This window comes from Micromonospora carbonacea (genome assembly GCF_014205165.1).
GTDB lineage: Bacteria > Actinomycetota > Actinomycetes > Mycobacteriales > Micromonosporaceae > Micromonospora > Micromonospora carbonacea.
Map to the genome: position 1 here is coordinate 3,170,280 of NZ_JACHMZ010000001.1, position 22,180 is coordinate 3,192,459.

Here is a 22,180-nt window from a genome sequence, read left to right on the forward strand (position 1 = left end):
AGGGCGCGCGCCGAACGGGACCCGGCGACGCGCTCGGATCGATCCCCCACGGAAGAAGGCGGCGGGCCGGTGCCCCGGGGGCACCGGCCGGCAGCCGACAGCGGTGCGTCGGCTCAGCCCACGGCACCGGCGACGGGCGACTCCGGCACCCGGAACGGCCCCCAGGTGAACGCCGGCAGCCAGCGCCCCGGGTCGGCGCTCCACCGCAGCGACCGGATCTGCGCCGCGCTGCGGCGACCGGCCAGCGACAGGTAGACCTCGTGCCACGGGCCGGCGACGGTCACCGTCGGCTCGCCCGTTCCCGCCACGGCGTCGCCGTGCTCGGTCCGCACCGTCAGCGGCGGCAGGCCGTGCCCGTCGAGCGAGGCGGACAGCCCCTTGAGCAGGACGCCGGATGCCACCGGCAGCGCCGGGTGGTCGACCGGCGGGGCGACGCCCAGCGCCTGACACAGGTCCAGCTCGTGGGTGAAGGCGTCCATCACCAGGATGTGCCCGTCCATCGAGCCCGGACCGGCGAGGAACTCCTCCACCGGCCCGCTCAGCCGCTCCCACTCGGCGAGCAACTCCGGCACCCCGCCGTCGGGCTTCGGGCCGGGGACCGCGCCGGTGACCCGGCCGTGCACCCGCGCGCAGACCTCCACGAGGTGCGCGACGAGCTCCCGTACGGTCCAGTCCGGACAGTGTGCCACCGGCCGCGCGTCAGCCCCGGGCGGCGCCTCGGCGAGCAGCTCCGCGGTGGCCCGCCGGACCTGGCGGTAGGCCGCGACGGCGGTGGCCCCGGTGGACGGCGACGGGTGCGGTTCGACGATGGTCATGATCGTGCCTCCCTGCGCGGCGGCGCCGCGGCTTCGACGGGACCCGCCGCGGGCGCGGCGGGAACGACGGGTGCGCCGGCCAGACCGGCCTGGCCGGCGGTGAGCCGCCCCGTGCGGTGCAGCCAGCGCACCGTGTCGACGAGCGTCTCGCCGATCGGCCGGGGCGCCGGCCCCGCCGGCCCCGCCGACCGGGCCGCCTCCTGCGGGCGGGCGTCGGTGGCGCAGACGTAGCACGCCCCGTACTCGGCCGGGATGTGCCACGGCCACACCCGCTGCACCAGGTCGGTGGCGTAGGCGAAGGGCAGCATCGCCCGGGCCGGCAGGAACAGCGTGGGCAGCCGGCGGCCGGTCGCCTCGCGGACGGCCCGCACGTAGTCGCGGGTGCTCAGGTAGCGGCCCGGCCCGAGGTGCCGCCCGCCGTCCTCGGCTGGCGCGGTGGCCAGCTCCGTGAGCAGGGCGGCGGTGTCCCGGACGTCGCCGACCGGGAAGCCGCCGGTGGGCCACATCGGCATCAGGCCGCGCAGCACGTAGCGCAGCCGGGCGTTCTGGTCGCCGAGCTTCGGGTCGTGCGGCCCGAGCAGGGCGGGCGGATAGGCGATCACCACCGGGTCGCCGTGTGCCTGGTGGCCCCGGGCGACCCGCTCCGCGGCGGCCTTGCTCGCCAGGTACGTCTCCCCGGCGGTGGTCGGCGGCGACTGCGGGCCCACCGTCCCGGCCGGGGACGGCGCCAGCGCCCCGAACGTCGACACGTGCACCGAGCGACCCACCCCGAGGCGGCGGGCCGCCGCCAGCACCACCTGCGTGCCACGGGCGTTGGTCCGGCGGGTCGCCTCGTGCGACCGGCTGTCGAACGAGTAGACCGACGCGGCGTGCACCAGCGCGTCCACGCCGCGCACCGCCCGGGCCACCGCCGTCTCGTCGACGACGTCGCCGTCGACGACCTGCACCGCGTCGTCCGGCACCGACAGCGGCGTCAGGGCCGGGGCGACCCGGCGCGGATCGCGGGCCAGCACCCGCACCCGGTGCCCGGCGGCGACGAGCGCCGCCACCGTGTGCGCGCCGACGAAGCCCGTACCGCCCGTCACGAGCACCAACATCGCGAGCTCCTCTCCGCCCGCGACCGGCGCGGTGCCGCGCGGCGCGACGCCGCCGCCGAGGTGGCGGGCGGCTCGATCGTGTCCCGCCCCGCAGCGGCGCACTACTCCCAGCGTGCCGTTGTCCTGGCCGCTCCGCCGCAGCTCAGAGGGCAATCGGGAAGTGGCTGCGGGCGTCGGACGACCGGGAGGATGAGGCAGTTGAATCGTCGAATCTGGATGAATGGGAGCAGCAGGTGGCCGGCACCATCAGGGCGCTCAGGCGCCGCGTCCTCACCCCCGACGTCAAGGAGACCCTCGTCTCCACCCGGGGGTTCCACGTCAAGAACCCGGAGTCACGCACCATCCTGGAGACGGTCGGCTCGTCGTTCCTGACCGGACTCTCCTCGGCCGCCGGCGCCCGCCGGGTGACCGACGTCGACACCGACCTCGCCCCGTTGCCGACCCGCTTCCAGGGGTTCGCCTACGAGGGCGCGGCCATGGGCTTCGCGCTGGTCGACGCGCTCACCCCGGGCACGCCCCGGCGCAGCGCCGAGTTCCTCGCCGGCACCGGCGACCGGCACGTCTACATGGCGTACGTCGGGATCGGCTGGGCCCTGGCCCGGCTGCCGAAGCTGCTGTGGCGACGCGCCCTGGCCGCCGCCACCGACCCGCTGCTGCGCTGGCTCGTGCACGACGGCTACGGCTTCCACCAGGCGTACTTCCGCACCGCCGAGTACGTGCACGGCCAGCGCGCGGTGACCGACTTCCCGTGGCCGCCCGAGGGCCCCACCGCGTACGCCGCCCGCGCCATCGACCAGGGCATCGGCCGGGCCACCTGGTTCGTCGCCGGCTGCGACCCGACCGTCGCCGCCGACCTGATCGACCGGTTCCCGGCGGCGCGGCACGAGGACCTCTACAGCGGGGCCGGGCTCGCCGCGACGTACGCGGGCGGGTGCACCGCCGACGAGCTGCGGGTGTTCCTGGCCCGCGCCGGCGAGCACGCCCCGTTCGTCGCCCAGGCCAGCGCGTTCGCCGCGCAGGCCCGGATCCGGGCGGGGCTGCTGGTGCCGCACACGGAGCTGGCCACGCAGGTGTTCTGCCGGGCGTCGGCCGCCGACGCGGGCCGGGTCACCGACGAGCTGATCCCGGCCGGCCCGGACGCCTCGGGCCGGCCCGCGTACGAGGTGTGGCGGCGGGCCGTGGCCGCGCGGTTCCGGGCCGCCGCCCGGGTGCAGCCGTGACCGCGGTCGCCGACCCCGCCCGGGTACGTCCGCCGGGCCCCTCGCCCTGGACCGCCCCGGTGCTGCTCGGGCGGATGGCGCGCAACCGTCTCGACGTCATGCGGGCGGTCGCCGCCCGGCACGGCGACGCGGTGCGGCTGCCGCTGGGGCCGAAGACGCTGTGGTTCTTCAACCACCCCGACCACGCCAAGCACGTGCTGGCCGAGAACCCGGGCAACTACCACAAGGGCATCGGGCTGGTGCACGCCCGCCGTACCCTCGGCGACGGCCTGCTCACCAGCGAGGGCGAGCTGTGGACCAAGCAGCGCAAGGTGATCCAGCCGGTGTTCCAGGCCCGCCGCATCGCCCGCCAGGCCGACGCGGTCGCCGAGGAGTCGGTGCGGATGGCCGCCCGGCTGCAACGCGCCGTCGGCGCGGGCCCCGTCGACATCCGCCACGAGATGACCGAGCTGACCCTCGGCGTGCTGGGCCGTACGCTGCTCGACGCCGACCTCGGCGAGTTCGGCGGCATCGGCGCGGCGTTCGAGGCGGTGCAGGACCAGGCGATCTTCGAGATGATGTCGCTGGGCGCCGTGCCGCCGTGGGTGCCGCTGCCCCGGCAACGGCGCTTCCGCCGGGCCCGCGCCGAGCTCCAGGAGATCGTGGACCGGCTGGTGGCGCACCGGCGGGCGCAGCCCGGCGGGATCGCCGGCCGCGACGACGTGGTGTCCCGGCTGATCGAGTCGACCAGCCGGGAGACCGACCCCCGGGTGGCCCGGCAGCGGATGCGCGACGAGCTGGTCACCCTGCTGCTGGCCGGGCACGAGACCACCGCCAGCACCCTGACCTGGACGTTCTATCTGCTCGACCGGCACCACGAGGTGTGGGAGCGGATGCACGCCGAGGCCGTCGAGGTGCTCGGCGACCGCAACCCGACGTACGAGGACCTGCACCGGCTGCGGTACACCGCGATGGTGGTCGACGAGGTGATGCGGCTGTACCCGCCGGTGTGGCTGCTGCCCCGCATCGCCCAGGGCGACGACGTCGTGGGCGGCTGGCACGTGCCGGCCGGCGCGGACGTGGTGCTCTGCCCGTACACCCTGCACCGGCACCCGGAGTTCTGGCCCGACCCGGACCGCTTCGACCCGGACCGGTTCGACCCCGACCGGCGTGCCGACCGGCCGCGGTACGCCTACATCCCGTTCGGCGCCGGCCCGCGCTTCTGCGTCGGCAACAACCTCGGGCTGATGGAGGCGGTGTTCGTCCTGGCCTGCGTGACCCGGCAGCTGCGGCTGTCGCTGCAACCCGGCTACCCGGTGGTGCCGGAGCCGATGCTGACCCTGCGGGTCCGCGGCGGCCTGCCGATGCACGTCCACGAGGCCTGACCCGCCTGCCCGGCGACCCTGGCGCAACCGGTGCTCCCCGCCCGGTTGCGCCTCGTCGTGTGCCCAGGGCCCCCGGCCGGACACCAGCCCTGGCGGGAACCCATCCCCGTCGGGCGTCACCGCGCCTCCGCCGGGCCCTACCGCCCCCCGTGGAGCCGCCCCGCAGCGCGCCCGGTGACGGCGACGGCAGCCGGCGACGACCAACAGCGATGGCGGCAGCGGCAGCCGGCGACACGGCGACGGCCGGGCGACCACGCGGGGTGCGTGGCCGCCCGGCCGTCGGGTGGTCGGCCCGGCCGGCGCCGGGCCGACCCGGTCAACCCTTGCCCACCTCGCAGAACCGGCCGCCGTGGAACAGCAGCGCGTCGCTGCTGTCACCCCGGCCGGTGCCGAGCACGGAGCCGAGGAAGATGGAGTGGTCGCCGCCGTCGTACACGGCCGCCAGCTTGCACTCCACCCAGGCCACGTTCCCGGACACGATCGGCGCCCCGGTGTGCGGTCCCGCCTCGCACGGCACCGTCTCGAACTCCCGCTCGTCGCGGGGCCGGCTGGAGCTGGCGAAGTAACGCGCCAGCCCCTCCTGGCCGGCGGCCAGGATCGACACCGCGAAGGAGCCCTGCGCCAGGACGGTGTCGTGCATGACCGAACTGCGCTTCACGCACACCAGCACCATCGCCGGGTCCAGCGACACCGAGGTGAACGCGTTCGCGGTCATGCCGTGCGGCAGGTCCCGGCCCGACGTCACCACCGTCACGCCGGTGGCGAACATCCCCATCACCGCCCGCAGCTCGGCGTGGTTGGCCGCCGTCGCCGGCGGGGCCGTCGTCACCGCGCCGACGGTCGGCCGCTGGTCCGCTCTGGTCACGGCTCAGCCCTCCCCGACGCCTTCGAGGACCTTGCGCTGGCCGCCCGCGGCGGGGGTCACCGCGTAGCGCGACAGCGCCGCCCGCAGCGTGTCCGGCACCCGGGTCGGCCGGGTGTCGGTGTTCGGGCCGCGCATGCACGCGATCCGCTGCCGCCCCCGGGCCACCAGCTCCTCGAAGCCGTCGCGCAGCCGCACGTAGTCGAAGGCGAAGCCGATCTGGGTCTGGGTGAGGTCCTCCAGCCGCATCCGGATCGACAGCTCGTCGAACGCGGTGATCTCGGTGAAGAACTCGCACTCGCACTTGAGGGTGAACAGCTTCAGGTCGTCGCGGATGTCCGCCAGGACCTCCGGCGCCTGGTCCCGCAGGAACATCTCCCGGCACCGGCCCTGCCAGCGCATGTAGTTGACGTAGTAGACGTTCCCGACGAGGTTGGTCTCCTCGAAACCGACCAGGTGTCGGTACTCGTAGTAGGACTCCATGACTTCACCTGCTTCCTTCCGCCAGCATCGTGAACACCACCGGGTCGGCGACGTCGTTGAGCGTGGTGACGAAGGTGGCGATGCGCGCCGCCCCCGACCGCAGGGCCACCCAGCCCGCCGTGCCGTTCGGCTCGGCCACCAGGTCGACCCGGGCGTGGCCGTTCTTGCGCAGGCACTCCACCGCGCCCCAGACCCGGGTGGCGGCGACCGACAGGTCCTCGCCCTGCTCCCGGGCCAGCAGCGTGGCCAGGGCCAGGCCGTCGGCGCCGATCAGCCCGGCCCACTCGTCGGCGGAGCGGGCCGCGGCCAACTCCACGTCGCAGCCCACCGCCGCCGAGACGCCGGCCACGGCGACGGTGACGCCGGCGGCGTGCGAGGCGGAGATCCGGACGTCGCCGTCGACCTCCGGCCTGCCGTCCGGCCGGTACCGCACCGTCGTCTCCGTGCCCAGCGCCCAGCTCACCGCGCGGGCGGTCTGCCGGCGGCGGGCCTGGGTGCCGGCGGCGTCGGAGTCGTCGGGCCGCACCACGACGCGCAGCTCGTCGGGCAGGAACGCGCCGACCCGCCGCTCCAGGTACGGGCCGACCAGCGCCGGCAGCCACGGCCCCGTGCCGTCCTGCTTGCGCACGGCGTGCAGGCGCAGCCCCTGCCACCGCTCGACGAGGTTGCCGTCGGCGTCGCAGACGTCCACGTCGTAGTGGTAGGTGTCGCCCTGGCGCAGCCGCTCCACCGCGTGGATGGTGACCGTGTCCAGGGTCGCGGCGACCTTCGGGTCGGCCAGGTGCAGCCGCTCGATCGCGCCCGGCAGCAGCGTCGCGTCGGGCACGCAGCACTGCAACGCGTGCATCACCGTGTCCCGGGTGCCCGGGTCGCCGAGGACCAGGTCGCCGGGGCGGTACCGGGCGAACCACGCGTCGACCGGCCGGTTGGACACCCGCGCCGTGCAGCTCTTCGCCGCCAGGTCCAAATAGCCCAGCAGGCGCTGGAACCGCCGGCCCTGGAACAGCACCGGGCCGTACAGGTCGCGGGCCGGGTCGATCGGCAGCAGCCCCGCCGCGGCGGTGCCCGGCCGGGCCTCGACCCGCAGCGGCCGGTCCCAGCGCAGCCGGGCCCGGAAGTGGTCGGCGGCGAAGTTGGTGTCGCTGCTGCGCACCACCGCCTCGACCGTGCCGTCGGCGGCGGCGAGCACCGCGATGCGGATCGTGTTGCTGCCCGTGGGCGGCACCACGATCGGCCGCAGCAGCTCGACGTCCTCCAGCACCGGGGCCTCGGTGCGCCCGGTGAGCGCCGACGCCGCCTGCGCCATCGCCTCCATGCCCAGCACGGCGGGGAAGAGCAGGTCCCCGTCGAGCAGGTGGTCGGCCAGGTAGAGGTCGTCGTCGGCGGTGAGGTCCGCGTCCACGACCAGCTCCACGCCCGGGTAGTGCACCTGCGGCCGGTCGACGAAGCGCAGCAGCGGCAGCTCGCGCCGCTCCAGCGTGACCGTCGCCAGGCCGTCGGCGCGGCCCATCACCACCAGCGCCTGCGGGGCCGCGGGGCTGGCCAGCACCTCCTTCAGCGTGGCGATGCCGGCCTCCACGGGGATCGGCGCGATGCCGTCGCGGGTGAGGGCCTCCAGCACCCCGAGCCGTTCGCCCATGCCGGCCCCGGACCACACCGACCACTCCAGGGCCAGGCACCGGATGTGCGGGTAGTCCTCGCCGACCTTGCGGGTCAGGTCGGTCATCCAGTCGTTGGCCGTGGCGTAGTGCCCCTCGCCGCGCAGCCCGGCCCGGCCGATGATGCTGCCGAAGGTGACCAGCAGCCGCAGCGTGTGCGGGTCGGTCGCGGCGAGCACGGCCTCCAGCCCGTCGATCTTCGGGGCGAGGGTCCGCCGGAACGTCGCCTCGTCGAGGTTGGCCACCGCCGTCGGCTCGTTGCGGCCGGCGCCGTGCAGCACGCCGGTCACCGGGCCGAGGACCCGCTCGATGTCGTTGACGGCGGCCTTCACCTCGTCCAGCGCGGTGATGTCCGCGCGGGCGTAGTGGAAGCGCACCCCGGCGGCGGTGAGCCGGTCGAGGTTGGCCGCCAGCTCGGCGTCGGTCGCCGGGTCGGAGCGGCCGATCAGGCCGACCGCCGCGAGGGTGTCCCGCCCCAGCGCCAGGGCGCACTCGGCGGTGATGCCCTTGCCGCCGCCGGTGACCAGCAGCACGTCCTCGACGCCCAGCCCCGGCCCGCCGTTGGGCGGCAGGGCCGCCGGCCGCAGCACGGGCACGTGCCGGTTGCCGTCGGCGTCGTAGTGGACCTCGCTGAACCCGGCGGTGGCCGCCACGTCGGCGACCACCCGGGTCACCGCGGCCGCGACCGCCTCCTCGGTGGGCTCGTCGACCAGCGGCAGGGTGACCACCGTGGTGACGATCTCGGGGTGTTCCTGGTGCAGCGTCTTGGCCAGGCCGGCGGCGGTGCGCCGGTCACCCACCGTCACGAACCGCGCGGCGCCGCCCTGCGCCAGCGCGGCCCGGGCGGCCCGCAGCAGCACCGGGATGTGCTCGGGCTGGCCGTCGCGCGGCAGGCACAGCAGCACGCCGCCGCCCACCCGGGCCTGGTGCAGCGCCGTGCGCAGCGGCTCGGCGAGCGGGTTGTGCCCGGCGGTGAACGCCTGCCACTCCCCGTCGGCCGGGGCGCCGACGCGCGGCCCCACCTCGGTGGGCACCAGGTCGACGGCGAACGCCCGCACCCACGGGGCCACCCCGGCGATCGACGCCGTCTGCTCGTCGCCGCCGGCCGCGCCGCCGGCGGCGTCGTCGAGGATCTGCGCGATCTCCGCCACCGTGGCGGTGGCGTAGCTGGAGGTCAGCGTCGGCGCGGCCACGTTGAGCTCCCGGGCGGCCTGGTTGACGATCTGGCCGACGGTGATCGAGCTGAGGTGCAGCTCGTCCAGCGGCCGGCTGTCCGGCCGCACCGCTTCCAGCGGCAGCTCGGCCCGCTCGGCGGCGAGCCGGCGCAGCAGCTCCAGGCTGTCGAGGGTCGCGCCGGGCCCGGACACCGCCACCGACGCACCGTCCGGCGCGGCCGCGACGGCGGCCAGCTCCTTCGCGGTACGGGCCACCGCGAAGTCCCCGGCCGGGGCCGACTCGGCGGGGCTGGCGAAGAACCGCAGCGGCCGGCCCGGCTCCAGCGGCCGGGCGAACCGGTCCTGGAACAGCGCCTCGTGGTTCACCGCCGCGCCCGCCGCGTACGCCGCCCCGACGGCGTTGAGCAGGCCCGCGAGGGAGAGGCTGTCGGTCTCCAGCGAGACCGTCGGCACCTCCGGGGCGATGTCGGCGGCCAGCCCGCGCAGCACCCGGCCCGGGCCGACCTCCAGCAGCAGGTCGGCGTCGTCGGCGAGGCGGCGCACCGCCTGGGTGAACCGCACCGGGTCCAGCACCTGCCGGCGCAGCAGCTCCGGCACGTCGGTGTCGGCCGGCAGCACGTCCCCGGTGACCGTGGAGACCATCGGCTGCGCCAGCGGCGCGAACCGCTCGCCGCTCAGGTGTTCGGCGAACGCGACCGCCGCCGGGGCGACGGCCTCGGAGTGGAAGGCGTGCGACACCGCGATCCGGGTCCAGAACAGCCCGGCCCGCTCGGCCGCCGCGCCGACCCGCAGCACCGCGTCGACCGGGCCGGAGACCACGGTCTGCTCCGGGCTGTTGTAGCCGGCGATGACCACCGGCGTGCCGGCCAGCAGCGGCTCCACCACCTCGGGGGCGGCGGAGATGCTGGCCATCGTGCCGTCGCCGGCGCTGGCGTCGGCCATGATCCGCCCCCGCGCCCCGGCGGTGGCGATGAGCGTCTGCTCGTCCATCGCGCCGGCCCAGTGCAGGGCGGTCAGCTCGCCGAGGCTGTGCCCGGCCGCGCCGGTGGCCCGGATGCCGAGCATCGACAGCGCCCGCAGGCCCGCGACCGACGCGGTCACGATCCGCGGCTGCGCCACGGCCGTGGCCACCAGGTCCGCGCCGGGCGGCGGCTGGTGCGCCTGGTAGAGGGCGTCGATCTCCTCGAACCGGCGGCGCAGCGCGCCGCCGTCGGCCCGCCGGCCCGCGCCCTGGCCGGGGAAGAGGAACCCGATCCGCGGGGCGGGGCCCGCCGCGCCGAGGAAGACGCCGCCGGCCGCGTCGATCACCCGCTGCTCGCCCGCGTCGACCAGCTCGACCAGCCGCTCCAGGCGCTGCCGCGCCTGCTCGGGCGAGGCGACGACCACCGCCGCCCGCACCGGCCGCCCGGCCAGCTTCCCGGCCAGGGTCACCGCCAGGTCGCCCAGCTCCGCGTACGACAGGCGGCCCACCCACGGCGCCAGGTCCGACAGCCGCGAGCCCAGCTCCTGCGGGGTGCGCGCGTCGAACATCAGCAGCTCGGTATCCTGCCGGGAGCGCACCAGCGCGGTCGTCGACGTCCCGATGCGGGTGCGCCGGCCGCTCTCCGCGCTCTCGAGGACCACGTGCGCGTTGATGCCGCCGAAGCCCATCGACGACACGGCCGCGCGGATCGGCTTGTCGGCCGGCCACAGCTCCGCCGTGGCGGGCACCCGCAGGGCGGGCTGCTCCACGTCGAGCACCGGGTGCGGGTCCACGTGCCCGGTGGCCGGCGGGATGACCTGCTGGCGTACGGCGAGGATCGCCTTGAGTAGCCCGGCGACCCCGGCGGCGGCCTTGGTGTGGCCGAAGTTGCCCTTCACGGTGCTGATCGCGGCGGGCGCCGCCGTCGCGTCGGCCTCCCGCCGGGCCTCGGTGAACGCGGTCAGCTCGGTGGCGTCGCCGACGGCGGTGCCGGTGCCGTGACCCTCCAGGTAGGACACCGAGTCGATGCCGAAGCCGGCCCGCTCGTACGCCCGGCGGATGGCCAGCCGGTGCCCGCTGGCCTCCGGCCGGGTGATGCCGCCCTTGCCGTCGGAGGAGTAGCCCCAGCCGGCGATGACGGCGTGCCGGCGCAGCCCGCGCGCGACCGCGTCCTCGTCGCGCATCAGCACCAGCATGCCGCAGCCCTCGCCGGGCCAGAACCCGTTGGAGTTGCGGTCGTAGACCCGCATCTCGCCGGTGGCCAGCGCGCCGGTCTTGGCGAAGCCGATCACCTCGAACGGGTCGATGCTCAGGTCCACCCCGCCGGCGACGGCGGCGTCGAGGTCGCCCCGGGCCAGGGCGTTGCAGGCGGTGGCGACCGACAGCAGCGACGACGAGCAGGCCCCGTCGACGGTGTAGCCGCCGCCCTTGAAGTCGAAGTGGTTGCAGACCCGCCCGGCGATGGTGTTGGCCAGCCCGCCGGCCAGGGTGTCCTCGTCGATCGGGGGGAACGGCGCCTTGTAGCGCGGCTCCAGCTCGTCGAGGAAGGATCCGACGGCGGCGTCGTCCCAGCCCTGCTCGCGCAGCGCCGCCCCGACGGTGCGCCGCACGTACGGCCAGCGCAGCCGCAGCAGGTTGGCGCGGCTGAACTCGCCGGTGAGGGTGTTGCCGATGACCACGCCGGTGGTGGCCAGCGGCAGCCCCTCGCCGTCGGCGAAGCCGGCGTCGGCCAGGGCCCGGGCGACGGTGTCCAGGGCCAGCCAGTGCGTCATGTCGGTGGACCGGAAGGTGCTCCCGGCGATCCTGTGCTTGACCCGGTCGAACTCGAAGCCCTCGATCACGGCGGCCTTGGCCGAGTAGAACCGGTCGGGCGCGGCGGGGTCGGGGGAGTAGTAGTCCTCGGCGTTCATCCGCTCGTCGGGCAGCCGGCGGAACGCCCGACGGCCGGTGAGCACGTTCTCCCACAGCTGGTTGGGGTCCTCCGCGTCGGGATAGCGGCAGGCGATCCCGACGACGGCTATCCGGTCGCTCACGCGAGGCTCCTGGGGGTGTCGAGGGTCAGCTTGGCGGCGGCCCGGGACTTCTTGCGCATGTCCGCGATCCACCAGCCGATGCCGCGGATGCCGCAGACGACGACCACCGCGAAGAAGAGCGTGTAGACGACGTTGAACAGCATCAGCACGCCGTAGGCCATGGCCACGCCGGAGCCGAACATGAACTGGTTCATCGGCTTGACCGGCGTGGTGCCCGGGTCGGTGATCATGTAGTTGGTGAACAGCACGAACGCCACCCCGGTCATCACGCCCAGCGCGGAGAACAGCGCCACGTCCCAGATCCAGTGCCGGATGAACGCCTGGATGGCGAAGCCGCCGAGCCAGCCCACGATCAGCGGGACCTTGCGGGTCAGCAGCGCGTTGATCACGGTGCCGGCGGTGACGATGATGATCGGGATCATCACCCGGAAGTAGGTGTTGGCGTTCTCCGTGAACTCGTACGGCGGGGCGATGGAGATCCAGGAGCCGAAGCAGACCAGCGCCATCGTGATGCCGAAGTTCGACGGGTTCATGTAGTGCCGCATCCGGCCGTAGACCGGGGCCTGCAGGACGTACTTGCCGGTCACGCCGACGATCACGGCGAAGGCGATCGGCAGGAACATGTCGTTGGCGTACAGGAGCATGTTGCAGGCCAGCGCGGTGATGTGCGAGGGCAGCAGGAACTCGTACACCCGGCGGGCGCCGCCGCCGAGGAACCGGGGCGCCTCCTTCTTGGCCCGGGCCCGGATCAGCTCGAAGGTCAGCTCGGTGACGTAGGCGGTGAGCACCGCGAGGATGGGCCACAGCCACGGCTGCTCGAAGCCGAGCAGCGTGTAGCCGAAGATGTTGAAGATGCTGATGGAGAGGGCGAAGTTGCGCAGCGCCAGGTAGCGGCGGTCGGGCTCGGGCTTGGCCGGCGCGGGGCGGATGGGGGCCGCGGGGGCGGTGTCGATGCTGGGGGGCGGGGCGATCGTGGTCATCGGTTCGGGACCTCCTCGACGCGGTCGGTCAGCACGAGGGTGTGCGTGCCGGCGGTGAGCTGCTGGCTGGTGCTGTGCTGCTGGCCGTTCAGGTCACGCCAGCGCAGGTCGACGGTGACCGGGCCGCTGCTGGCCCCGAGGCCGAAGTGGACCTCGAAGCTGCGCTTGCCGGCGTGGCCGCTGCCGCCGTCGAGCTGGGAGATCTGCTTGCGGCCGTCCGGCGTGGTCACCGTGACGGTGGCGCCGTACGCCGGGGTGCAGAGCATCTGGCCCGCCGGGGCGCCGACCGCCGGCCGGTAGAGCCGCAGGTTCAGGAAGTTGCCCTTGCTGGGCGCGTCGTTGGTGTAGAAGGCGGGCGCCCCCCACTGCCGCGCCACCGCGAGGTCCAGCGCCCCGGTGCCCCGGGTGTCGGCCGTGGCGATGCCGCGGGTGGGGATCGGCACGTCCAGGCCGATCTCCTTGGTGATGTTGGCGAACTCGCCGCTCTTCGTGCGGGCGAAGAACGCCAGCGGCTGGTCGCCGGCGATGTCGTCACCGGGCTGGAGGTTCGGCCACATGGCCGGGTTGGACAGCAGGTCGTCGTTCATCATGGCCATCTCCTGCAGCCACGGCCACCGGTTGATCTTGCCCTTGACGAAGCCGAGGGTCTGCACGACCTCCAGGTCGCCGCTGTTGAGGAAGTCGCCGAACTTCACGTCCCAGCCCCAGCCGCTCCAGGCCATGCCCAGCGGGCGGGCCTCCTGGGTGAACGGGGCGACGCCCTTGCCCAGCTTGGCGAGCATGTCGCGCTCGTCGCGGGCCCGGTTGATCCAGACGAAGTTGCTCTCCTCCAGGCCCCAGGCCGTCGTGATGTTGGAGACCATCATGTCGAAGCTGCCGTTGCGGTCCAGGTCGCCGAAGTCGATGCCCATGCCCTTGAACGAGCCGTTGCCGAGCACGAACGACTTGGGCGTGGTGGGGGTGCGCTCGCCGATGGCCGCCTTGAACTTGATGTGGCCGGGGGAGGAGACGTTGTGCAGCAGGTGGTTGTGGCCGAAGTCGTTGGCGACGTACACGTCCGGCAGCCCCCGGCCGGTCAGGTCGGCCGAGGCCAGGCCCAGCGTCCAGCCCGTGGACTTCTTGAACGGGACCGCCCCGCGCTCCGGCACGAAGCTCACCGACGGCGTGTCGCCGCTGGTCGCCGAGTGCCAGCGCAGCACGTGCAGGCCGCCGCCGTTGGTGGCGCTGGACAGGGTGTCGTTCATCTCGACGTTGTCCTGGCCCCGCGTGTTGAGCACGTCGGACTCGGGGAAGTAGTTGCCGATCACCACGTCCGGCTTGCCGTCGCCGTCGAGGTCGCTGACCAGGGAGGCGTTGGTGTGCCACTTGGGCCCGTGGTAACGGCCGTCGGGCGAGCTCTGCGGGAGCATCTCCTGGCGCTGGTACGTGGCGTTGGACACCGTCGTGGCGTCGGCCTTGCGCAGGAACAGGATCGGCACCCGGCCCCAGTAGGTGACCATCAGGTCCATCCGGCCGTCGAGGTTGTAGTCGCCCGGCACGCAGGCCATCGGCGCCATGGTGTCGTCGATCGGCAGCGGCGCCGGGTCGAGGATGAACGGCGCGAACTGGTCCTGCTTCGGCGCCGTGGGCGCGTAGGTGACCACCACGTGGTTGGTGCGGGTGTCCACGAAGCACAGGCTGTTGGCGCGACCGTGGTCGGTGAGGTCGTTGAGCGCGATGCTCGCGCCGACCGACGAGATCCAGGCCCGGATCTTGTGGTACGTCGGGTTGACGTCCCGGATCGTCCTCTTCGGAAGCTGGTCGTAGCCGGCCGGGTAGGCGATCGCCTGCTCGGTGAAGCGGTACTTCGTAGCGGCTTCGTCGGCGCCGGCGACCGACACGCGGCTGTCGATGATGAAAAAGAGCGAGGCCACGAGTAGAATCGCGACTATTCCGGGACTGAACGAGCGTGCGCGTTGACCCAGCACGGTACGGTCTCCTTACAACAGAGCCATCGGCTTCTGCCAAAGCCGATGGCGCGAACAGGGCAGACGGCATCACCGCGGCGGTGTTCCACGGGCGGTCCCGGGGTGCTGCGCGGCAAGGGTGAGGGGAGTGTCGCCTGACGTCGGGGGCTTCGCGGCGCGACGGTCCGGCCGGCGGAAGATTGTTTCCCCGGCAATTATCCGTCGACGCGGCGAATCTGTTTTCTGGCGTGCCTGGTTTCCTCCTGCGGCGGGCGGGAAAAGTGGATGCTCGGCGACCGGATCAGGCCAGGTTCATCGTGCGACGGTGGCGCCGGGGCGCGCTTCTTTCACATTGCTCCCGACGTTTTCGCAGGAAGCGGACGGTTTAGTTCGCGTATAGCGGACGATTTGACGCGTCGGATCCCTATTGGTCGATCTCGCCGCGTTGACCCGCTGTGTCCACCCGCCGGCGCAAGACGGCAATATGGCGACTAACTGCCGCCGGCGCGATGGCTAGCGTGGGTGGCGGCGCTGCCCGAGGCGCCGCCCGGGCGTCGTCCTGCGGGACCGCCCCGCCCGGGACCCCGGGAAGAGAGGAAGTCGCCGTGTCTGTCGAGGGATTCTGGAAGGTGGCCGTGGCCACCCCGTTCGGCGTCCGCCGCACCGAGCTGGAGCTGTTCAGCAAGGACGGTGTCCTGCAGGGCATCTCCCGCGGCGAGAAGGAGACGCTCACCCTGAACGATCTCACGCTGGAGGGCAACCGGCTGTCCTGGTACCAGTCGATCAAGAAGCCGATGCGGATGGACCTGGCCTTCGACGTGACGATCGACGGCGACGAGATGACCGGCACCGCCAAGGGTGGGCCGATGCCGGCGGCGAAGGTCAGCGGCCACCGCGAGCCGGCCGCCCAGCCCGCCTGAGCCGCCGCCCGCAGGCCGGCCGCCCCCGTCCGTCCGGCGGGGGCGGCGGGCCGCCGGCAGGACCCGGATTCGTCCTTCGGCGGCACCATCCGACCTGGATATGTATTGACTTAAGTGCATTTATCCACAATGGTCATGGGTACTCGACGCGGGAGCAACCATGACCGACTTGCCAGAGGGCACCGAGCACCACCGTTACCTGATCATCGGCGCCGGCCCGGCCGGCCTTCAGCTGAGCTACTACCTCCAGCAGGCCGGCAGCGACTACCTGACGCTGGAGCGCGCGGCCGAACCCGGCGAGTTCTTCCGCCGCTTCCCCCGCCACCGCAAACTGATCTCCCTGAACAAGGTGCACACCACGAGCACCGACCCCGAGATCCGGCTGCGCTGGGACTGGAACTCGCTGCTGCACACCCCGGCCGACCTGCCGTTCGCCGACTACAGCCGGGAGTACTTCCCCTCCGCCGACGACATGGTCCGCTACCTTGGCGACTTCGCCCGCCACCACGGCCTCGCCGTCCGCTACGACACGGCCGTCGAGCTGGTCACCAAGACCGACGACGGCTTCCTCGTGCGCGCCGGCGGTCGGCTGCTGCACGCCGACTGCGTGGTGTGGGCCGCCGGCTGGGGCCGGCCCAACATCCCCGACGTGCGCGGCATCGAGCACGCGATCGGCTACGAGGACATGTCCACCGACCCGGCCGACTACGCCGACCAGCGGGTGCTCATCCTCGGCAAGGGCAACTCGGCGTTCGAGACCGCCTCGGCGATCCTCGGGCACGCCGCCATGATCCACCTGGCCAGCCCGCGTCCGCTGCGGCTGGCCTGGAACACCAAGCACCCCGGCGACGTACGCGGCCACCACGGCGCGGTCCTGGACAGCTACCAGTTCAAGACCCTGCACTCCGTGCTCGACTGCGTCATCGACGAGATCCGCCCCGTGGGCGACAAGTACGAGGTGCGCCTGACCTACACCCACGCCGACGGCGAGACCGCCGTGATGGAGTACGAGTCGGTGCTGCGCTGCACCGGCTTCGCCATGGACACCTCGGTCTTCGCCGACAACTGCCGCCCCGGCATGGTGCCCAGCGGGCGGCTGCCCGCCACCCGCCCCGACTGGCAGTCGGTCGACGTCGACGGGCTCTACTTCGCCGGCACGCTCGCCCAGGACCGTGACTTCAAGAAGGCGTCGTCGGCGTTCATCGACGGCTTCCGCTACAACCTGCGTACGCTCACCGCCCTGCTGCGCGAGCGGTACGAGGGCGCGCCGCTGGCGTACGAGAAGGTGGCGGCCGACGCCGAGGCGCTCACCGAGGTGGTGTTGGACCGGGTCAACTGGAGCTCGGCGCTGTGGACCCAGTTCGAGTTCCTCTGCGACGTCCTCGTCGTCGACGCGGCCGCCGGGGTGGTGCGCCACTACCACGACCTGCCGGAGGACCACGCGGTCGCCCGGTTCGGCGGCGAGAGCCACTACTACACGTTCTCGCTGCGCTGGGGCCGCGACGCCTACCACGACGTGTTCGCCATCGAGCGGCACCCGCAGCCGGACCGGGCCGCCGAGAGCGCCTTCATCCACCCGGTCGTGCGCCGCTACCGGGGCGGGGAGCTGGTCGAGGAGCTGCACCTGCTGGAGGACCTGCTCGCCGAGTGGCGTCGGCAGGACCGGCACGTGCAGCCCCTGCGCGAGTTCTTCTCCGCGGACCTGGGGCGGTGAGGTCTACCGCAGGACCATGACCTCCGACAGCGCCTTGCGGGTCAGCTGCGGCACGGTGACCCCCTCGGCCGGGTAGCCGACCGGCATCACCAGGCAGGCGCGCTCCTCGGCCGGGCGGTCGCAGATCTCGTTGAGGAACCGCATCGGGCTGGGCGTGTGGGTGAGCGTGGCCAGCCCGGACAGGTGCAGGGCGGTGATCAGCACGCCGACGGCGATGCCGACCGACTCCTTGACGTAGTAGGGCTTCGGGGTCTGCGGCCCCTGGTGCACCTCGAACACCACGATGACCACCGGGGCGGTCTCCAGGAACGGCTTCTGCCAGTCGGTGCCCATCGGGGCCACCGCGTCGAGCCACTCCCGGGACGCGCGGCGGGTGTAGAACTCGATCTCCTCGGCCTCGGCGGCCTCGCGCAGCCGCCGCTTGCGGTCGGCGTCGGTCACCACCACGAACCGCCAGGGTTGCAGGTTGGCGCCGCTGGGGGCGGTCGCGGCGGCCCGGACGGCCTCCTCGACGACCTCCAGCGGCACCGGCTCGTCGGAGAAGTGCCGCACCGACCGGCGGGCCGCCATCCGGTCGGCGAACGCCCGGGCGGTGCGGTTCATCAGCGTGGGTTCCAGCCGGTCCAGGTGGAACGGGGTGGTCGCGATCTGGTCCATGAACGGCCTCCATCAGCAGGTCGGGGCCCCTCCAGCATCACCCACGGCACCCGCCGCCGGTTGTGCGCGATTGCCCAGATTCACCGGGTCCGACCAGAGGGACCGGCCGCCCGCCGCCCGGCGCAGGTCAGCCCGCCGTCCACTCCGCCAGCCGGTCGACGACGTCGGCGAGCGTCCCGCCGGCGCGCACGACCGCCCGCTGCCGCCGCGCCCCGGTGCCGTCGGCGTCGAGCTGCTCCAGCCACCGCGCGACGGCGTCGTGGTCGCCGTGGGCGCGCAGCGCCGGCTCCACCGTGGCCAGCAGCTCGCGGGCCAGCTCGGCCGCCGGGCGCAGCCGGCCCGTGCGCGGGTCCAGGCCCGCGCCGGCCAGGCCGTCGCGGGCGGCCCGCCAGTAGGCCACCCGCAGCAGCTCCCCGGCGACGTGCGGGGCGGGCTCGCCGGCGTCCACCGCCGCCGTCAGGTGCGCCACGAGCGCCCGCACCAGCGCCGCGTAGCGCGCCGCGTCCTCGGCGGTGAGGGCCGAGTCGGCCACCCGGACCTCCAGGGTCGGGTGCCGCTCCGACGGGCGTACGTCCCAGAAGATGGTGGCCCGGTCGACGAGGGCGCCGGCGTCGAGCAGCCGCCCGACCACCTCGTCGTAGTGCGCCGCCGAGTCGAACACCGGCGGCGGGCCGGCCACCGGCCACCGGCCCCAGACCGTGGTGCGCCAGCTCGCGTAGCCGGAGTCGCGGCCGTCCCAGTACGGCGAGTTCGCCGTGAGGGTCAGCAGCAGCGGAAGGTAGGGCCGCAGGTGGTTGCCGACCAGCACGGCCCGGTCCCGGTCCGGCAGCTCCACGTGCACGTGCAGCGCGCACAGCGCCAGCTCGTCGTGCAGCCCCCGGAAGGTCTCGGCGCCCCGGGTCTGGCGCGGGCCGACGGTCATCGGCGGGGGCACCGCCCCGGCGACGGGGGCCGTGCCGGTGGCCACCACCCGCAGCCCCGCCGCCCGGGCGCAGTCCGCGACGACCTTGCGGGCCTCGCCGAGCTGGTCGGTCAGCTCGCCGAGGGTGCCGCAGGCGTGGGTCCTGGTTTCCAGTTGCAGGGTGGTGATCTCCCCGGACACCCGCTCACCGAGCGACGTCGACGCCGCCGCGACGACCTCGGCGGCCCGGGGCACCGGGGCCCGGGTGACGGCGTCGACGACGAGGAACTCCTCCTCCACCCCGAAGCGGGGCGGGGCCGGGTACCGGCGCGTGGTGCTGCTCATGACACACCATTATGGACGGTGTGCGGGCCCGTGGACAGCAGCGACGCGCCTCACAGGCGCGCGGGCACGCCCCGGGCCGCGGGGGCCGGGCCCCGCCGCTGCCGGGTGAGCACCCCGGCGACGGTCGCGGCGAGCAGGGCGGCCCGGTCGGGCAGTTGGCTCACGTCGACCCACTCGCTGCGGGCGTGCGACCCGCCGCCCACCCCGCCCAGGCCGTCGAGGGTGGCCACGCCCAGCGAGCCGGTGAAGTTCGCGTCGGACGCGCCGGCGGCGTGCGCGGCCTCCAGCGGCGGCAGGCCCAGCTCGCGGCCCGCCCGCCGGGCGACCTCCAGCAGCGGCATCGCCACCGCCTCCTGCAACGGGTAGCGGTTGATCCCGCCACCCACCACGAGCGCGGCCTCGGCCAGCTGCGGGGTCAGCGCGTGGATCTGCCGGTCCACCCGGTCGAGCTCCTCGCGGGTCCAGGCGCGCACGTCGACGCAGAACGTCGCCGACTCGGGCACCTGGTTGCTGATGCTGCCGGCGCTGAGCACCGTCGGGGTGACGCTGGTGCCCTCGGCGGCGAACGCCCGCACGGCGAGGACCTGGTGGGCCAGCTCGACGGCCGCGTTCACCCCCCGGTGCGGCTCCACGCCGGCGTGCGCGGCCCGGCCGCGCACGGTGATCTCGTACCGTGAACCGCCCTTGCGGGCGACCTTCAGCGCGCCGGTCTCCGTGGCCGGCTCGCAGACCAGCACCGCCCGCGACCGCCGGGCCTGCTGCTCGATCAGCGGCCGGGACGTCGGTGACCCGCTCTCCTCGTCGCAGGTCAGCAGCACCCCCACCCGGGAGGGGTCGGGCAGCAGGGACAGCGCGGTCACCAGCTGGACGATGCCGGACTTCATGTCGCACACCCCGGGCCCGGTGGCGACGTGCTCGGCGAGCGCGAAGGGCCAGTCCCGCGTGGTGCCCTCCGGCCACACCGTGTCGTAGTGCCCCAGCAGCAGCACCCGCTGGTCCTCGGCCTGCCAGAGCAGGTGCGGCAGCCCGTCGCGGGTGACCCGCACGGCGGGCCGGCCCAGCAGCGGGCTGATCCAGCTCTCCAGCAGGTCGGCGCAGGCGTGCAGGCGTCGCACCGCCCCGGGCGGGGATTCGGCGTGCACGAGTTGACGAAGTCGGTCCACCATGGTCCCGGACTGCGCCCGGGCCCCCTGCCGTATGTGCGTCGTGTCGACCATGGTGCCGATCGTGGCAGCGGCTGCTGCGCAGCGGCAATACGCATCCGTGCCCTGCTCGTCGCCCTCCGTGTCGGCCCAGGTGCCGGCCCCGGGGACGGCATTCTCGAAGAGCCCGCGGGCGCCGGCCGCAGTGGGCACGGTCGAAGAAGCGGACGGGCGGCGGGGCCGGCACCATGCGCAGCAGGACCGCGTCGCCGCCGGCCGCGGCCTGTCACGCCGAGGAGAGACACGTGGCACACATCGATCTGGGCCTGGACGAGACGCAGTACCCGGGCATCAGCGGGCTGATGCGCTACCGGCCGGAGACCGCCGTGGCGCTCAACGCCCTGGCCGAGGCGCTGCTGCACGCCCCGCACCCCACCCTCAGCGCCGGCGAGCGGGAGCTGATCGCCGCGTACGTCTCCGGGCTCAACGAGTGCACGTTCTGCTGCTCGTCGCACTCGGCGTTCGCCGCCGTCCAGCTCGACGGGGGCATGCCGCTGGTGACCCAGGTCCGGGCGGACCCGGACACCGCGGAGGTCTCCGCGAAGCTGCGCGGCCTGCTGCGGATCGCCGCCGCGGTCCAGGCGAGCGGCCGCGACGTGAGCGCCGCGCTGGTCGACGCGGCCCGCGCCGAGGGCGCGACCGACCTGGAGATCCACGACACGGTGCTGATCGCCGCCGCGTTCTGCATGTTCAACCGCTACGTCGACGGGCTCGGCACCCGGCTGCCGGAGGACCCGTCGGCCTACACCGAGACCGCGCAGCGGATCAAGGTCGGCGGGTACGTCGGCTAGGTCCGGGCGGCCCCGGCCCGGCGGGCGCGGTCCCGCGCCCGCCGGCACGACCGGCGGCCTAACCGTTGTACGGCATGGTGGGGAACCAGCCGTAGCCGAACATGGCGGGCAGCCGCACGTCCCAGTAGACGACCATGAACACGCCGAGCGCGATCAGCAGCGCCCCGGTGACCGCGGCCGTCCGCGCCGGGCTGGCGGCGAGCCACTGCACGAACCGGCCCCGGGTGACCACGATGACCAGCGCGAACAGCGCGGCGACGATGGCGATGTTGCCCAGCGACTGGAGCACGAACGCGCCCGCACCGTACAGCGGGTTGCCGGTGTCCACCGCCCAGTGGAACAGCTTGTTGAACAGCGGGTACGGCCGGCCGATGAGGAACCCGCCGACGAGCGCGCCGAGCACCACGACCCGGGCCGCCGGCCGGTGCGCGAACGGGTCCGGCAGCGTGCCCAGGGCGGCCAGGCCGAGGTAGACGAAGGCGAGACCGATCACGCCGAAGACGACCATCGACTGGACCAGGCGCACCGGCAGCCCGCCGACGGTGCCGGTGGACAGCTGCGGCAGCCGGTCGCCGAGCAGCACGCCCACGAAGCCGTACGTCGCGGCGACCGCCACCATCCCGACGGTGAGCCAGCCGACCGGCCGCAGCAGGACGCGCAGCCCGGCCCGGGTCGCCCCCGCCCCGCCGGCCTGGCTCATCGGGCCGACCGCGGCCGCCATCGCGATGTTGCACGCCGTGAAGGTGCCGGCCAGGCCGGAGACGAAGGCGAAGACCAGGCCCGCGACGGTGCCGCCGATGGCGGTGCTCTTCGCGTCGTGGCCCAGCAGGGTGTTGGCGACGTTGTCGCCGATCACGTGGTCGACGAACTCGTACGACCACAGCACCGCCAGCAGGACTCCCGCCGCGACGCCGCCCAGGACGATCCCGCGCGAGCGCGGGTGGGTGCGCGCGGAGAGGTGGACCGCGCGTCCTCTTTCGGTGACTGCCATGGATGGATTGTGGGGACGGGTGACCGCATCGACTTCTTCGAGGTTGCCCGATCCGCCCCGGCAGG

At 74.1% G+C, this 22,180-nt stretch carries 16 protein-coding genes; 5 read left to right on the top strand and 11 right to left on the bottom strand.

Annotated features, from left to right (window positions below; all coding sequences use genetic code 11):
• Nucleotides 1-113: 113 nt before the first annotated feature.
• Together HDA31_RS13710 and HDA31_RS13715 are read right to left on the bottom strand one after the other, a co-directional pair.
• Nucleotides 114-815: a maleylpyruvate isomerase family mycothiol-dependent enzyme gene (locus tag HDA31_RS13710; protein WP_178065365.1), complete on the bottom strand. Its 702-nt coding sequence runs from the start codon at nucleotides 813-815 to the stop codon at nucleotides 114-116.
• Entirely contained in the window at nucleotides 812-1,912 is a 1,101-nt protein-coding gene (locus HDA31_RS13715) for an SDR family NAD(P)-dependent oxidoreductase (RefSeq protein WP_178065366.1), read from the bottom strand. The genes HDA31_RS13710 and HDA31_RS13715 overlap by 4 nt, the downstream gene beginning before the upstream one ends.
• A gap of 233 nt (nucleotides 1,913-2,145) precedes the next feature.
• Here HDA31_RS13715 and HDA31_RS13720 point away from each other — a divergent pair, with 233 nt between their 5' ends.
• Nucleotides 2,146-3,132: a DUF1702 family protein gene (locus HDA31_RS13720; protein WP_178065367.1), complete on the top strand. Its 987-nt coding sequence runs from the start codon at nucleotides 2,146-2,148 to the stop codon at nucleotides 3,130-3,132.
• Complete coding sequence (locus tag HDA31_RS13725; protein ID WP_178065368.1) at nucleotides 3,129-4,496, top strand: cytochrome P450; 1,368 nt, start codon at nucleotides 3,129-3,131, stop codon at nucleotides 4,494-4,496. Before HDA31_RS13720 ends, HDA31_RS13725 begins: the two co-directional genes overlap by 4 nt.
• Before the next feature lie 316 nt (nucleotides 4,497-4,812).
• On the opposite strand, the gene HDA31_RS13730 is transcribed toward HDA31_RS13725, so the two are convergent.
• The 5 genes from HDA31_RS13730 to HDA31_RS13750 are packed head-to-tail and all read right to left on the bottom strand — an operon-like array spanning nucleotide 4,813 to nucleotide 14,561.
• Nucleotides 4,813-5,325: a flavin reductase family protein gene (locus HDA31_RS13730; protein WP_074476507.1), complete on the bottom strand. Its 513-nt coding sequence runs from the start codon at nucleotides 5,323-5,325 to the stop codon at nucleotides 4,813-4,815.
• Between the two features lie 39 nt (nucleotides 5,326-5,364).
• Nucleotides 5,365-5,841 (bottom strand): acyl-CoA thioesterase, encoded by a 477-nt coding sequence (locus HDA31_RS13735; protein WP_074476331.1) that lies wholly within the window; start codon nucleotides 5,839-5,841, stop codon nucleotides 5,365-5,367.
• A gap of 4 nt (nucleotides 5,842-5,845) precedes the next feature.
• Nucleotides 5,846-11,668, bottom strand: coding sequence for a type I polyketide synthase (locus HDA31_RS13740; RefSeq protein ID WP_178065369.1), 5,823 nt, complete (start codon nucleotides 11,666-11,668; stop codon nucleotides 5,846-5,848).
• Nucleotides 11,665-12,648, bottom strand: coding sequence for an enediyne biosynthesis protein (locus HDA31_RS13745; protein WP_178065370.1), 984 nt, complete (start codon nucleotides 12,646-12,648; stop codon nucleotides 11,665-11,667). Before HDA31_RS13745 ends, HDA31_RS13740 begins: the two co-directional genes overlap by 4 nt.
• Nucleotides 12,645-14,561, bottom strand: a complete 1,917-nt coding sequence (locus tag HDA31_RS13750) for a CRTAC1 family protein (RefSeq protein WP_246383967.1) — start codon at nucleotides 14,559-14,561, stop codon at nucleotides 12,645-12,647. The genes HDA31_RS13745 and HDA31_RS13750 overlap by 4 nt, the downstream gene beginning before the upstream one ends.
• 638 nt (nucleotides 14,562-15,199) lie before the next feature.
• Between HDA31_RS13750 and HDA31_RS13755 the strand changes: the two genes are divergently transcribed.
• Both HDA31_RS13755 and HDA31_RS13760 read left to right on the top strand, forming a co-directional pair.
• The gene (locus tag HDA31_RS13755) at nucleotides 15,200-15,514 is read left to right on the top strand and encodes a hypothetical protein (protein WP_043969055.1); all 315 of its coding nucleotides are present in this window, start codon (nucleotides 15,200-15,202) and stop codon (nucleotides 15,512-15,514) included.
• Between the two features lie 160 nt (nucleotides 15,515-15,674).
• Entirely contained in the window at nucleotides 15,675-17,228 is a 1,554-nt protein-coding gene (locus tag HDA31_RS13760) for an NAD(P)-binding domain-containing protein (protein WP_178065371.1), read from the top strand.
• A 3-nt stretch (nucleotides 17,229-17,231) separates the two neighbouring features.
• Here HDA31_RS13760 and HDA31_RS13765 read toward each other — a convergent pair whose 3' ends face one another.
• The 3 genes from HDA31_RS13765 to HDA31_RS13775 form a co-directional block, all read right to left on the bottom strand.
• Entirely contained in the window at nucleotides 17,232-17,831 is a 600-nt protein-coding gene (locus HDA31_RS13765) for a nitroreductase family protein (protein WP_219825125.1), read from the bottom strand.
• Nucleotides 17,832-18,012: 181 nt separating this feature from the next.
• Nucleotides 18,013-19,131 carry a carboxylate-amine ligase gene (locus tag HDA31_RS13770; protein ID WP_178065373.1) on the bottom strand — a complete coding sequence of 373 codons (1,119 nt, stop codon included), beginning with the start codon at nucleotides 19,129-19,131 and terminating at the stop codon, nucleotides 18,013-18,015.
• Between the two features lie 50 nt (nucleotides 19,132-19,181).
• Nucleotides 19,182-20,348 carry a M20/M25/M40 family metallo-hydrolase gene (locus HDA31_RS13775; RefSeq protein WP_178065374.1) on the bottom strand — a complete coding sequence of 389 codons (1,167 nt, stop codon included), beginning with the start codon at nucleotides 20,346-20,348 and terminating at the stop codon, nucleotides 19,182-19,184.
• A 230-nt stretch (nucleotides 20,349-20,578) separates the two neighbouring features.
• On the opposite strand from HDA31_RS13775, the gene HDA31_RS13780 reads away from it, so the two are divergent.
• Nucleotides 20,579-21,124, top strand: a complete 546-nt coding sequence (locus HDA31_RS13780) for a carboxymuconolactone decarboxylase family protein (RefSeq protein ID WP_178065375.1) — start codon at nucleotides 20,579-20,581, stop codon at nucleotides 21,122-21,124.
• Between the two features lie 58 nt (nucleotides 21,125-21,182).
• Here the strand turns inward: HDA31_RS13780 and HDA31_RS13785 are convergent, their stop codons facing one another.
• Entirely contained in the window at nucleotides 21,183-22,115 is a 933-nt protein-coding gene (locus HDA31_RS13785) for a hypothetical protein (protein ID WP_178065376.1), read from the bottom strand.
• Nucleotides 22,116-22,180 lie beyond the last annotated feature (65 nt).